Genomic DNA, 15361 nt, shown 5'->3' on the forward strand with positions numbered 1-15361 from the left:
ATTGCACATTGAGAAAGCAAAGAACAATTATCACCAATGCCAAACTTGTGAAAAAACATTTTCTAGAGAATGGCGGGGAATAGTTGGACCAAGCACAATTAGGAAACTAAAAACAAAAGCTAAGACGAAACATATGAACTTAAGCTAAAAGGTGACATTTTAAGAGTGATCTTAGAATGTAACGGCAAAGCTGCAAGAAACATCATAATGCAAGGAAGGGCAAAGCTGAATGAAGAAAGTGTATTAATATACGCTGATGAGTGAAGCAAAGCACTGACGAAGCAAAATGGTATTAACGGCAGGTTTGACGAAGTTAAGCGAATAAGGGCATACGGTGGATGCCTTGGCGCCAGGAGCCGACGAAGGACGCGGTAAGCTGCGAAAAGGTACGGGGAAGAGCAAGCATCTAGTGATCCGTACATATCCGAATGGGGCAACCCGTCAGAAGAAGTTCTGACATCCGAAAGGAAGGTAAACCCGGGGAACTGAAACATCTAAGTACCCGGAGGAAGAGAAATCAAACGAGATACCCAAAGTAGCGGCGAGCGAAATGGGCAGATGCCCAAACCGTAACACTTCGGTGATACGGGGTTGAGGACCGGCAGAAATTAAGGAACGTTTAGCCGAATGACTTGGAAAGGTCAGGCATAGGAGGTAAAACCCCCGTAGGCGAAAAGCGGAACTTAAGGGCCGGGATCCAGAGTATCGCGGGGCACGAGAAACCTTGCGAGAAGCTGGGGGGACCACCCTCCAAGGCAAAACACTAACTGGCGACCGATAGCGCATAGTACCGTGAGGGAAAGGTGAAAAGAACCCCGGAAGGGGAGTGAAATAGAACCTGAAACCGTATGTCTACAAGCAGTCGAAGCTCCGTAAGAGAGCGACGGCGTGCCTATTGAAGAATGAACCGGCGAGTTACATTATATTGCGAGGTTAAGTGGAAGACACGGAGCCGAAGCGAAAGCGAGTCTTAATAGGGCGTTAAGTAATATGGTGTAGACCCGAAACCGCAGTGATCTATGCATGTCCAGGTTGAAGCGCAGGTAAAAATGCGTGGAGGACCGAACCCGTGAGTGTTGAAAAACTTTGGGATGAGGTGTGCATAGGGGTGAAATGCCAATCGAACGCGGAGATAGCTGGTACTCCCCGAAATAGCTTTAGGGCTAGCCTCAAGGGAAGATTACAGACGGTAGAGCACTGATCAGGCAAGGGGGCGTAAAGCCTACCGACCCTAGTCAAACTACGAATGGCTGTAATAAAATACTTGGGAGTCAGACTGCGAGTGATAAGACCCGTAGTCGAAAGGGAAACAGCCCAGATCACCGGCTAAGGTCCCAAATGCTGTGCTAAGTGGAAAAGGATGTAGGACTTCATAAACAACCAGGATGTTGGCTCAGAAGCAGCCACCATTAAAAGAGTGCGTAATAGCTCACTGGTCGAGAGGCTCTGCGCCGAAGATGACCGGGGCTCAAGCACAGAACCGAAGCCGTGGCAGGATATAGAAATATATACTGGGTAGGGGAGCATACTGTATGCGACTGAAGATGTACCGTAAGGAGCATTGGAGCGTACAGCAGAGAGAATGCCGGTATGAGTAACGAAAAGAACAGTGAGAATCTGTTCCACCGAAAGCCTAAGGATTCCTGGGCAACGCTCGTCGTCCCAGGGTAAGTCGGGACCTAAGCCGAGGCACAAAGCATAGGCGATGGACAACAGGCAAAAATTCCTGTACCACTTCGGATCGATTGAACGAAGGAGTGACACAGAAAGCAGTTTGAGCGCGCGAATGGAAGAGCGCGTCGAAGCCGGTAGGCTGCATGGCAGGCAAATCCGCCATGTGAGAAGGCTGAGAAGTGATAGATAGGTGAATCTACGGAGGAACCGAATTCAAACGAGCTACGCTGTCGAGAAAAGCTTCTAGTGAGAGAAGAAGTGCCCGTACCAAAACCGACACAGGTAGGCGCGGAGAGAATCCTAAGGTGCGCGGGACAACCCTCGTTAAGGAACTCGGCAAAATATATCCGTAACTTCGGGAAAAGGATAGCCGCAGACGGTGAAACCCGAACGGGTGGAGCTGAAGGCGGTGGCACAAGAGAGGCCCAAGCGACTGTTTAGCACAAACACAGGTGCCTGCGAAAGAGAAATCTGACGTATAGGTGCTGACACCTGCCCGGTGCCGGAAGGTTAAGAAGAGGAGTCAGGAGCAATCCGAAGCCCCGAATTGAAGCCCCGGTAAACGGCGGCCGTAACTATAACGGTCCTAAGGTAGCGAAATTCCTTGTCGGGTAAGTTCCGACCCGCACGAAAGGTGTAACGACTTGGGCACTGTCTCAACGAGGGACCCGGTGAAATTGAAATACCTGTGAAGATGCAGGTTACCCGCGACTGGACAGAAAGACCCCATGGAGCTTTACTGTAACCTGGCATTGATATTCGGTAAATAACGTACAGGATAGGTGGGAGACTTAGATACATTGGCGCAAGTCAGTGAGGAGTCATTGTTGGGATACCACCCTTTATTTAACGGGCATCTAACTGAAAGAGTAACGATCTTCAAGACAGTACCAGGCGGGCAGTTTGACTGGGGCGGTCGCCTCCGAAAGAGTAACGGAGGCGCCCAAAGGTTCCCTCAGCGCGGCCAGAAATCGCGCAAAGAGTGCAAAGGCAGAAGGGAGCTTGACTGCGAGACCAACAAGTCGAGCAGGTGCGAAAGCAGGGCTTAGTGATCCGGTGGTACCGCGTGGAAGGGCCATCGCTCAACGGATAAAAGCTACCCTGGGGATAACAGGCTAATCTCTCCCAAGAGTCCATATCGACGGGGAGGTTTGGCACCTCGATGTCGGCTCATCACATCCTGGGGCTGAAGCAGGTCCCAAGGGTTGGGCTGTTCGCCCATTAAAGTGGTACGTGAGCTGGGTTCAGAACGTCGTGAGACAGTTCGGTCCATATCCATCGCGGGCGAAAGAAACTTGAAGGGGGCTGCTCCTAGTACGAGAGGACCGGAGTGGACGAACCAATGGTGTACCAATTATCCCGCCAGGGGTACAGTTGGGTAGCTACGTTCGGAAAGGATAAACGCTGAAAGCATCTAAGCGTGAAACCTGCCTTAAGATGAGGTTTCCCAGAGCCGTAAGGCTTGGAAGGCACCTTGAAGATGACGAGGTAGATAGGCCGGGAGTAGAAGTATGGTGACATACGAAGCGGACTGGTACTAATAAGCCGAGAGCTTAACTTAATTTCATCTATAAATGTTTGGTCCTGATTTCTTCTGTGAAGTTTTGAGTGTGCAAGATCACTCATGAAAGTATATAGGTAAAGGGAAAGCAGCAGATTAGTTCCTGGTTTACTTTATATATGAGCACTAAGGTGCAGAAAAGAACGTTTGAGGAAACGCGGCGTTCGTAAACTCACTTTGCGTGCTGATTATCTCAATGCTAAAGCATTAAGATAATTTTAGAGGAAACGCGCGTTCACTAGCGTTCACTCTGCGTACTTTATTTCTAAGTGCTGAAGCACTAAGAAGGGCAAGGAAACGCGTCGTTCGCGATGCTCACTTTGCGTACTTCATCTCTAGACTGCTAAAGCAGTAAGATCTGAAGCATCTGGTGGCGATACCTGGATGGATCCACCTGTTCCCATTCCGAACACAGTAGTTAAGCATCCACAGGCCGAAGGTACTTGGGGGGCAGCCCCCTGGGAGATTAGGTTGCTGCCGGTTCAGTTTATATCAGGTTGTCATTTTGATAACCTGATATTGCTTTTTCTAATCGTATGACATGATTGGGGTATAGCCAAGCGGTAAGGCACGGGACTTTGACTCCCGCATTCGTTGGTTCGAGTCCAGCTACCCCAGCCATTTTATGGTTCACTAGCTCAGTTGGCAGAGCACCTGACTTTTAATCAGGGTGTCCCGAGTTCGAATCTCGGGTGAGCCACCATTTTAAATACATGCTTGAATTTTTTTCGAGCTTAATAGAAGCCAGTAGGGATTATCCTGCTGGCTTTTTGTCAATTGAAAATGAAGGTGAACAATTTGTTTGAATTTATTATTGGTCCTTCAGGTGCGGGAAAAACAGATCGCTGCTTGCAGAATATAAGAGACAGATTGGAAACAATGCCGGAAGGAACTCCGCTTTTCTTAGTTTTACCGGAACACATGACTTTTGAAATTGAACGCAAGCTGGCTGTTCTGATGAACGATAAAGGAGGATTTTCAAGGGTTTTTGTTTTTGGATTTCGTCGACTTTGTCAATATATCTTGACTCAAGAAGGTGGAGTAACAAAATCACGTATTACAGAAACAGGTAAAAATCTGATTCTGGCAAAAATTATTCTTGCACATCGAAGTGAACTTACTTTTTTTGCCCGAGCAGCACAACAACGTAATTTTGTTTCTTTTTTATGCACTGTCATTGAGGAATTGAAAACATATAAGATAACACCGACGGCTTTGCAGTCAGCTATACCTGCTATACCTGATAAAATTTTGCAGCAAAAATTAGCTGATATTGTATTGCTTTATGGTGAATATATTTCTTTGTCCAGTAATTGTTATACTGATGCGGAAGATATTCTAGATCTGACTGCTTCTAAAATAAGGTCAGCAAAATGGCTGGAAAATTCTGAAATATGGATTGATGGCTTTACTTTTTTTAATCCGCAGGAGCAAAGTGTACTTCTTTCATTATTTAAAAAAGCATCATCTGTTCATTTGACTTTATGCATAAATGATCTTGGCGATACTGCAAATAATGAGGAAACTGCCCTATTTCATCGACAATATATTACCTTTAAAGAAATAAAAGAAATTTGCGATCAATTAAATCTCGAAACCAAAATTACCAAACTTGAGCAGTTTCATCGTTTTTTGAAACCGGCCCAAAGAATGATAGCTGCTAATATGTTTATTTTTCCAGTGAAAAAATCGGAATCATCAGAAGGGCTTATTATTGCAGAAGCAGCTAATCGTCGTCTTGAAGCAGAAGCTGTGGCAATAGATATATTGCGCTTGTGCCGTGAAGAAAATTATGTATTCAGCGATATAGGGATTGTTATTCGTGAAAAAACATATGATGATCTTCTGCATGCCGTATTTCATGACTATCAGATCCCCTTTTTCAGTGATAGAAAGAGACTTTTTATTCATCATCCTCTTGCTGAGCTGCTGCGATCTTGTCTTGAAGCTGTTCGTACTTGGCAATATGAACCTTTACTGCGTTGTTTTAAGACAGATTTTTTTCCAGCTACACGTGATGATGTTGACATGTTGGAAAATTATATTTTAGAGTTTGGCATAAGGGGGAAAAAGAATTGGCTTTCATCGACTGATTGGCAATATTCCAGGAGCCCTCTTGCAGAACAGCAGCTGTCGCAGGAAGAAAAAGTTTTTTTTGATAAGATAAATGCTGTCCGGCGGCAATTAATCGCACCCTTGCAGCAATTGGCTGAAAATCTGCATTCATCAGAAACTGTACGCAGTGTAACTGAAGTTATTTATAAATTTTTAATTGAGCTGCATGTTCCGGAGAAGCTTTCATTATGGCAGAAACGGGCAGAAGACAGCGGGGCTTTGTTAATAGCAAAGGAACAGCAGCAAATATGGCATGATGTTATTGATTTTATGGATCAACTTATAGAGACATGCGGCGAAGAAGTATTCACACTGAGTGCATATGCAGAAATTTTAAGTGACGGATTGGAGGCACTGCAAATTGCGCTTATACCTCCGGGGATAGATTACGTTACTATAGCTTCTTTTGAACAAAATAGTTTGGAAAATAAAAAAGCAATCTATATTTTAGGAGCAAATGAGGGAAGCATGCCGCAGCATGTAAAAAACGAGGGACTGTTAAATGATCTTGACAGGCTTTGCCTTCATGGAGCAGGAGTCAACCTTTCCGCTGGGGCAGGTGAGGATAATTTCTTTGAAAAATTTTTATTATATAAAGCGTTCACCTTGAGTCGTGAATATTTATGGATATCTTATCCATTATCGGATACCGATGGAGGTTCTTTGAGCCGCTCGCCTTTGATTGAAAGATTATATTTTATGTTTTCTTTGAAGAAGAATCAGCATATATCCATACTTTTGGAAAATTATTCCGATAAAAACGAAAAAAGAAGAGTAGTAACAGGTCGCCGCAGTATTTCTTATTTGACTACTGCGCTGCGTCAATATAAGGAAAAAGGAAGGATAGCTGATTTTTGGTTTGATGTATACAATTGGTTATTAACGAAAACATCTTTTCAAAAAGATTTGTTTGTTGCTTTGTCAGGCCTCTTTGTACAGGCATCTGATACATTTTTGTCAAGGCAGTCTGCCTCTATGCTCTATACAAAAAATGGCTTTCTCAAGGGCAGTGTTACACGTTTTGAACAATTCCACAATTGCCCTTTTAAACATTTTGCTCATTATGCATTGAGTTTGACAGAGAGAACAGAATTTAATTTTTCTGCACCTGACAGAGGAGTACTCCTGCATGAAACAATGCGCACTTTCGGTGAAACATTGTTGACGCTGAAAAAACGATGGAATGATGTATCTAAAGAGGAAAGACATGAATTGTGCCAGAATATAGTTTCTGAATTAGCCGTCAGGCTGCAAAATAAAATTCTTTTAAGCAGCGGGCAATATAAGCACTTGACTAAAAGGATAGCCAAGGCAGCAGAAATGGCTATAGACAGGCTTTGTGATTTTTCAGAGCACAGCGAATTCTCTCCTATTGCCGTAGAAAAGGCATTCGGACGTGAAAAAATTGATTTGCCCCCGTTGATCTATGACCTTGAGGATGGTTATAAGATAAATATTTCGGGACAGATTGATCGTATAGATGTAGATAGAAGCGGGCAGTATTTTCTTATTATAGATTATAAATCCGGCAATGCATATATAAATATTGCTGAAGTTTACCATGGACTAAAGCTTCAGCTGCTGACCTACATGTTAGCGGTGCAGAACTCTTCTGCCACTTTGGGGCCTGTGCTGCCTGCGGGAATATTATATTGTTTTTTAAAAAGTACACTTCTCACTTTTGATAAAGAAATGCCGGAAGGTAAAATAAAGACAGAAATAGCGAGACAAATGCGTATGTCAGGATGGGTCTTGCTGGATGAAAATATAATAAAGAAAATAGACGATTCATCATTATTTATCAAGGTAAAATTCAATAAGGACGGATCGATAAGCAAGGCAAGCCGCACCAGTATAAAAACAGAAGAGGAGTTTGGTGCATTGCTTAGACATATGAGTGAGATGCTGGTCGATACAGGAAACCATATTTTGGCAGGTGAAATCTCTCCTACGCCATATAAAATGAATAAAAAAACGGCCTGCATGTTTTGTCCATATATATCTTTCTGCCGTTTTGATGCTGCAGTACCCGGATATAGATATAATGATCTGCCGGGTGAAACGGATGAGCTTATTATGAAAAAAATAATAAATAATCAGCAATTCGATAATAGACAGTAAAATTAAAGTGTTGCAACAAAAAACCACCTTTTGTAATAAGCGGCGCCATAAGTTTGGATTTTCATGTCCAATTTATGGCGCCGCTTCATAAAAACAAAAGGTGGTTTTTTTATTATTTTAGCTTACACTATTATCGACTGCTGTCTGGTCAAGGAGACTTTTGACCTGAATATTACGGTATCGGCTCATGCCTGTACCTGCAGGAATAAGTTTACCGATAATAACATTTTCCTTTAAGCCTATCAACGGATCCACTTTTCCCTTGATAGCAGCATCGGTAAGGACACGTGTAGTTTCTTGGAATGATGCTGCGGAAAGGAAGGAATCAGTGGCCAGAGAGGCTTTGGTGATACCCAGCAGTATAGGACGTGCCACTGCTGGCATGCCATCATGTTCAATGGTTTTGGCATTTGCGGCTTCAAAGGTATTTATATCTACATATTCACCAGGTAAAAATTCAGTGTTGCCGGAGTCTTCTATTTTAACCTTATGCAACATCTGACGCACCATAACTTCAATATGCTTGTCATTTATTTCAACACCTTGGGACTTATAAACTTTCTGAACTTCATAAACAAGGTATCGCTGCGTTTCTTTCAGACCGCATACTCTCAGGATATCGTGTGGATTAATAGAGCCTTCAGTAAGCTTATCTCCCGGTTTAACAGACATTTTATCACGTACGATCAATCTGGCACCATATGGAATCTGATATTCGCGAGGATCACCCGATTCAGGCGTTATAATTACTATGCGCATACCCTTGTCTTCTGTGATTACCACATCACCCTCAATTTCAGAAATGACTGCATGATGTTTAGGTTTGCGTGCTTCAAACAGTTCTTCTACACGAGGCAGACCTTGAGTAATGTCTTCTCCTGCAACGCCTCCGGTATGGAAAGTACGCATTGTGAGCTGAGTGCCAGGTTCACCTATGGATTGTGCAGCAATGATACCGACAGCTTCACCAATATCAACCTGTGTAGCATTTGCCAAATCACGACCATAGCATTTTATACATACACCAAATTGCGATTTGCATGTAAGCACACTTCTTATTGAAACTTTTTCACGAACGGCACAGATCTTATCTGCAAGGTCATCTGTTATCGTTTCATTAAGTAAAGCTATTTTTTTGCCTGTAGAAGAATCCACGATTTCTTCTGCCAGAACACGGCCAACAATACGTTCTTTAAGCGATTCAATGACGCCGTTTCCTTCTTTTATGGCTTCAACTTCAATACCACGGATAGCATTATTGCGGACTTTCACTTCTTTAGAATCGCTATTGAGAATAGATTCTATATTGCTTTCTGTCAGCGAGGTATCAGCTTTTAGAAGTATGGTGCCATCACCTGCACGTACATCTTCAGTTATATTTTTGCCGAGCATTTCATGCATCATGGCTTTTTTTATAGATGCGCGTACGCCTTCTTCGGGTGCACCAAGTAAAATGGTTTCGGTGGAAACAGCGCTTCCTGCACATATATCAGCATTGGAAGAGCCTTTCAATATTATCTGTGACACACAGTGCGCGCCTATGAGTTTAAGTTTTTCTTCATCAAGAACAGTGTCAGCCCCAATAATTAATTCAGATGTTTTTGGATCTGTTATATCCTGCGCTAAAATGCGACTAATCAGTGTGGGGGCCAGCATGGAGATAGCATTTGATGATGATGGAGCCAATTTTGCTCGTTCGCGCACCAGGTTGATACCGACGACATCACAATCTTCCTCACGAACGATGACATCCTGTGCTACATCGACAAGACGGCGGGTAAGATAGCCGGAATCAGCAGTACGAAGTGCCGTATCTGCCAATCCTTTACGAGCCCCATGTGAAGAAATGAAGTAATCAGATACGGTAAGTCCTTCACGAAAATTAGCTTTGATTGGTAATTCAATAATGTTACCGGATGGATCTGCCATAAGACCGCGCATGCCCGCCAATTGACGCATCTGTTGTTTATTACCACGGGCGCCTGAATCCGCCATCATAAAAATAGGATTAAAAGCATCCATATTATTCATCATAGCATCAGTTACGTCGTCAGTAGCTTTGGTCCACAGATCACACACATTTTTATGTCGTTCCTCTTCGGTAATAAGACCGCGGTTAAATTGGCGTTCAACTTTATTTACTACACCTTCAGTTGCTGCGATTATTTCTTTCTTTTCTGAAGGAACTATAATATCAGAAATGGCAACTGTCATGCCTGCAATACAAGCATAATGATAGCCAAGATTTTTTACACTGTCTATGACTACCGAAGTTTGACTGCCGCCCAATTTTTCGTAACATTTAGCAACAAGCTTACCCAATTCTTTCTTATCCATGCGAATACCGAGACACCATTCCGCGGTATTTTTATCTTTATAAAAATATCTTATCTTTTCAGGGAGGATTTCATTGAAAATCATGCGTCCTAATGAAGTTTTTACCATGCCGTAATTTTCAATGCGCACCTTTATTTCAGACTGAAGAGCGAGAGCCTTATGCTGATAAGCCAAAATAGCTTCATTAATACCGGTGAATATTTTTCCCTCACCCAATGCACCGGGACGAATAATAGTCAGGTAATAAGAGCCCAGCACCATATCCTGTGTAGGAACGATTATTGGCCGTCCGTCTTTTGGAGCCAATATATGGTTTGCCGCAAGCATTAATATACGTGCTTCAGCCTGTGCTTCGGCGGAAAGCGGAAGATGGATAGCCATCTGGTCACCATCAAAGTCAGCGTTGTAAGCTGTACAGGCCAAAGGATGCAGTTTTAATGCACGACCTTCTGTCAAAACAGGTTCAAATGCCTGAATGCCAAGACGATGAAGCGTCGGGGCACGGTTAAGCAATACAGGATGTTCCTTGATTACTTCTTCCAAAACATCCCAAACCTCGGGACGCACACGTTCTACCATGCGTTTTGCGGATTTTATATTATGAGCAATACCGGCATTGACAAGTTTTTTCATGACAAATGGCTTAAATAATTCCAATGCCATTTCCTTCGGCAGGCCGCACTGATGTAATTTCAATTCAGGGCCTACTACTATAACTGAACGGCCTGAATAATCGACACGCTTGCCAAGTAGATTCTGACGGAAACGACCCTGTTTACCTTTCAGCATATCACTCAAAGATTTTAACGGACGGTTGCCAGGACCTGTTACAGGACGTCCGCGGCGTCCATTATCAATCAATGCATCTACCGCTTCTTGAAGCATACGTTTTTCATTGCGCACAATAATATCCGGCGCACCAAGATCAAGAAGTCTTTTTAAGCGGTTATTGCGGTTGATGACACGGCGATATAAATCATTGAGATCAGAAGTGGCAAAGCGGCCACCGTCAAGCTGTACCATAGGGCGCAATTCAGGAGGTATGACAGGCACTACATCCATTATCATCCATGAAGGTCTATTACCTGATTTACGGAAAGCTTCAACAACCTCTAAACGCCGTATAGCACGTATCTTTCTTTGTCCGCTGGAAGAATTAAGCTCGGCACGAAGGTCAACGCTCATTTTGTCCAAGTCTAATTCATCAAGCAGTTGTTTTACTGATTCGGCACCCATTCCAACTTTGAAATTGCTGCCATATTTTGTGCTGTATTCATGAAATTCATTTTCAGTTAAAAGTTGTTTTTTCATAAGAGGCGTATCACCGGCATCGAGAACTATATATGAGGCAAAATATAATACTTTTTCCAGTGAACGGGGTGATACATCAAGAATGAGCCCCATGCGGCTTGGAATACCTTTAAAATACCAAATGTGTGATACTGGAGCTGCAAGTTCTATATGCCCCATCCGTTCACGACGAACTTTTGCCCGAGTAACTTCAACACCGCAACGGTCACAGATAACACCTTTATACCGGATTCGCTTATATTTACCGCAATGACATTCCCAGTCACGGGTAGGACCAAATATTTTCTCACAGAACAGGCCGTCTCGTTCAGGTTTTAGTGTACGATAATTTATAGTTTCCGGTTTTTTTACTTCACCGTAAGACCATTCTCTGATTTTATCCGGTGATGCAATCCCTATGCGCATGGAATCAAAATTATTGACATCCAACAAAGGGTAGTCACTCCCCTCTATTCATTATAATCGTCATCATCTGTCATATTATCAGCATTTGATGAACTGTTTCTGCCAGTTTCGCCCATATCTTCTTCATTTGTCATATTGCCTAATTCTGCAATAATGTCATCGTCATCTACAATATTATTTTCCTGCTTTTGAGGTTCAGGTTGATTAGGTTTTTCTTCAGTCGGCGGTTTAGTGGGGATTGCCGAGTTGTCATTAGATGCATCGATAATATCTTCATCCGTGTCATGAATCATAATTTCCTGAGCGTCCTCAGAAAGAACTTTTATATCAAGGCCGATACTCTGCAGTTCTTTAATAAGAACCTTAAATGATTCAGGGACGCCCGGTTCCGGTATGTTTTCACCTTTAACGATGGATTCGTAGGTTTTTACACGGCCGACTACATCATCTGACTTCACGGTCAATATTTCCTGCAATGTATATGCAGCTCCATACGCTTCAAGAGCCCAAACTTCCATTTCACCAAAACGCTGTCCACCAAACTGAGCTTTACCACCGAGAGGCTGCTGAGTTACAAGTGAATACGGCCCTGTGGAACGGGCATGAATTTTATCATCAACAAGATGATGAAGTTTAAGCATATATACGCAGCCGACAGTTACAGGATTTTCGAAAGGTTCACCGGTACGTCCGTCATAGAGGATGGTTTTGCCATCATTAGAAAAACCTGATGCGTGAAGTGTTTCAAATACTTCAGTTTCCTTTGCACCATCAAATACAGGCGTTGCTATATGCAATCCAGCGGTATCGGGTTTAGGCATATCATAAGCATCAAAATCATAACCGATTTCTCTCAATCGTTTTTCCACGGAAAGGTCGCCCGCGTTTATCTGCATGCCAAGTTCACGTACTGCCATGCCAAGATGCGTTTCTAACACCTGTCCTATGTTCATACGCGAAGGGACACCAAGAGGATTCAAAACGATATTTACAGGCGTTCCATCTGGCAGGAAAGGCATATCTTCTTCACGCATGACACGTGATACGACCCCTTTATTGCCATGACGGCCAGCCATTTTATCGCCGACAGCTATTTTACGCTTTTGGGCTATATATACACGAACAAGTTGGTTTACACCGGGTGGTAATTCATCGTTATTCTCTCTGCTGAAAATTTTTACATCGACAATTTTGCCTGCTTCACCATGCGGAACGCGCAGTGATGTGTCCCTGACTTCTCGTGCTTTTTCACCAAATATGGCACGCAGCAGTCTTTCTTCTGCAGTGAGCTCAGTTTCTCCCTTAGGAGTTACCTTGCCAACCAATATATCACCAGGACGAACCTCAGCACCTATGCGGATGATACCTTTTTCATCAAGATCTTTGAGAGCTTCTTCGGCAACATTAGGCATGTCACGTGTTATTTCTTCCGCACCTAATTTTGTATCACGGGCATCGCATTCATATTCTTCGATATGAATAGAGGTATAAATATCTTCTTTTACCAATTTCTCGCTGAGAAGAATAGCATCTTCATAGTTGTAACCTTCCCATGGCATAAATGCTACTATTATGTTGTAGCCAAGAGCAAGTTCACCGTGATCAGTTGCCGGTCCGTCTGCAATAGGCTGTCCCTTATATACACTATCACCCTTGTAAACGATTGGCATCTGATTAATGCAGGTGCCCTGATTGGAACGCAGATATTTCTGGAGTTTATATATATCATGATCGCCGTTTTCCTTGCGGACAACGATCTGATCGGCAGTGACTTTTGAAATTGTGCCTGCATTTTTAGCCAAAACCATTACACCCGAATCACAGGCGGCCTTATATTCCATTCCTGTTCCGACTAAAGGTGCCTGCGTACGAAGCAGTGGTACTGCTTGACGCTGCATATTTGCGCCCATTAAGGCACGATTGGCATCATCATTTTCAAGGAAAGGGATCATTGCGGTTGCTATAGAAACTACCTGCTTAGGTGAAACATCCATATAATCAACAGAATCAACAGGCATGAGACTTGTTTCTTCATGAAAACGAGCGGTAACACGATTTGATAAAAACCAATCATTTTCATTCAATTTTTCATTAGCCTGAGCGATGACGATGTCATCTTCCTCGTCCGCAGTGAGATAATATACTTCATTTGTGACCTTTTTATTGATTTTATCAACTTTACGATAAGGTGTTTCCATAAAACCAAAACGATTCACACGAGCATATGTGGATAGAGAACCAATAAGTCCGATATTAGGTCCTTCAGGAGTTTCAATAGGACACATGCGTCCATAATGTGAGTTATGAACATCACGAACTTCAAATCCTGCACGTTCTCGTGATAGTCCGCCAGGACCCAATGCGCTTAGACGGCGCTTATGCGTCAATTCACTGAGCGGATTGTGCTGATCCATAAACTGAGACAGCTGACTTGAACCAAAAAATTCTTTTATCGCAGCAACTACAGGGCGTATATTGATAAGCGCCTGGGGCGTTATAACTTCATTGTCTTGAATAGTCATTCTTTCTCTGACAACACGTTCCATTCTTGAAAGACCAATACGGAATTGGTTTTGCAGAAGCTCACCAACAGAACGCACACGACGATTTCCCAGATGATCTATATCGTCAGTAGAGCCTATACCGTCCATCAGATTAAGAAGATAATTTATTGATGCCATTATATCCTCTATAGTAATAGTTCTGTGATGATATTCAAGTGTCGGTGAGCAGATCATTTTCATTGGCTTATCTGTCTTGCTTTTTACGTAGAAAGATATCATTTCACCGTCACCAAAAATATTCTTTTCTTGTTCTACGTTTATAGATTCAAGCATAGACATATCAATTAGGGTATCCGCCGGAACAACTATTTCGCCGGTCGTACGATCAACAAGCGGCTGTGTGAGCTCATGCCCAGTGAGGCGTCGTTTCCAGCCAAGCTTTTTTGTGACCTTATAACGGCCAACTGTAGCAAGGTCATATCTTTTAGGATCAAAGAAAAGTCCGTCCAGAAGGGCCTGTGAATTCTCAATTGTCGGCGGTTCTCCGGGACGCAGCCTTTTATATATCTCAACGAGTGCTTCTTCTTTTGAAACAGCACTGTCACGTTCCATTGTATTGACGATACGGGGATCGTTATCAAAAAGCTCCGCAATAGCGGGGTTGGAACTGATGCCAAGTGCTCTTATAAGAATAGTAACAGGAAGTTTGCGCGTCCGGTCTATTCTCACAGAAATCACATCATTAGCATCATTTTCCAGCTCTATCCACGCGCCGCGGTTAGGAATAAGCGTAGAACTATACAACTGTTTGCCAGTTGAGTCAGTTGCCACTCCGTAATAAGCACCAGGAGAGCGCACCAGCTGACTTACTATGACACGCTCAGCTCCATTTATAATAAATGTACCGGTTTCCGTCATTAACGGAAAATCACCCATGAATACTTCCTGTTCTTTTATTTCACCAGTTTCATTATTAATAAGGCGCACATTAACACGTAATGGTGCAGCATAGGTCGTATCACGTTCTTTACATTCATCAATAGCATATTTAGGATCGCCTAAAGAAAAATTTTCGAACGACAATACAAGGTTTCCTGTGAAATCCTGTATTGGTGATATATCATGGAAAATCTCCTTAAGCCCATCTTTCATAAACCATTCATATGAATTTCTCTGGATATCCAGCAAATGCGGCATATCCATAACTTCTTTAATTTTGGCGTAGCTATACCTTGTTCTTTTTCCCACAGGAACAGGTTTAAACAAAATTTTCACCCCTCAGCACATTTAAACAATAATAAAGCAATAAACGAACATTAAAAAGGCAAGGCCG

At 42.9% G+C, this 15361-nt stretch carries 3 protein-coding genes, 2 tRNA genes and 2 rRNA genes; 5 read left to right on the forward strand and 2 right to left on the reverse strand.

Features of this window, described 5'->3' with window-relative positions; genetic code table 11:
* The first annotated feature begins 311 nt into the window (after positions 1 to 311).
* The 5 genes from I6758_RS07455 to addB all read left to right on the forward strand — a co-directional run bounded on the left by I6758_RS07455 (position 312) and on the right by addB (position 7471).
* Positions 312 to 3235: ribosomal RNA gene (locus tag I6758_RS07455) — 23S ribosomal RNA — on the forward strand.
* A 366-nt stretch (positions 3236 to 3601) separates the two neighbouring features.
* Positions 3602 to 3718: ribosomal RNA gene (gene rrf, locus I6758_RS07460) — 5S ribosomal RNA — on the forward strand.
* Positions 3719 to 3781: 63 nt separating this feature from the next.
* Positions 3782 to 3856, forward strand: a tRNA-Gln gene (locus tag I6758_RS07465).
* Positions 3857 to 3862: 6 nt separating this feature from the next.
* A tRNA-Lys gene (locus tag I6758_RS07470) sits at positions 3863 to 3938 on the forward strand.
* Between the two features lie 95 nt (positions 3939 to 4033).
* Positions 4034 to 7471, forward strand: coding sequence for a helicase-exonuclease AddAB subunit AddB (addB, locus tag I6758_RS07475; protein WP_196604590.1), 3438 nt, complete (start codon positions 4034 to 4036; stop codon positions 7469 to 7471).
* A gap of 117 nt (positions 7472 to 7588) precedes the next feature.
* Here addB and rpoC read toward each other — a convergent pair whose 3' ends face one another.
* Positions 7589 to 11551, reverse strand: a complete 3963-nt coding sequence (rpoC, locus tag I6758_RS07480; protein WP_196604591.1) for a DNA-directed RNA polymerase subunit beta' — start codon at positions 11549 to 11551, stop codon at positions 7589 to 7591.
* 17 nt (positions 11552 to 11568) lie between these two features.
* On the reverse strand, positions 11569 to 15294 hold the full coding sequence (gene rpoB, locus I6758_RS07485; RefSeq protein ID WP_196604592.1) for a DNA-directed RNA polymerase subunit beta: 3726 nt from the start codon (positions 15292 to 15294) through the stop codon (positions 11569 to 11571).
* Positions 15295 to 15361 lie beyond the last annotated feature (67 nt).

Origin of the sequence: Pectinatus haikarae (assembly GCF_015732185.1) — a bacterium.
Taxonomy (GTDB): Bacteria; Bacillota; Negativicutes; order Selenomonadales; family Selenomonadaceae; genus Pectinatus; species Pectinatus haikarae.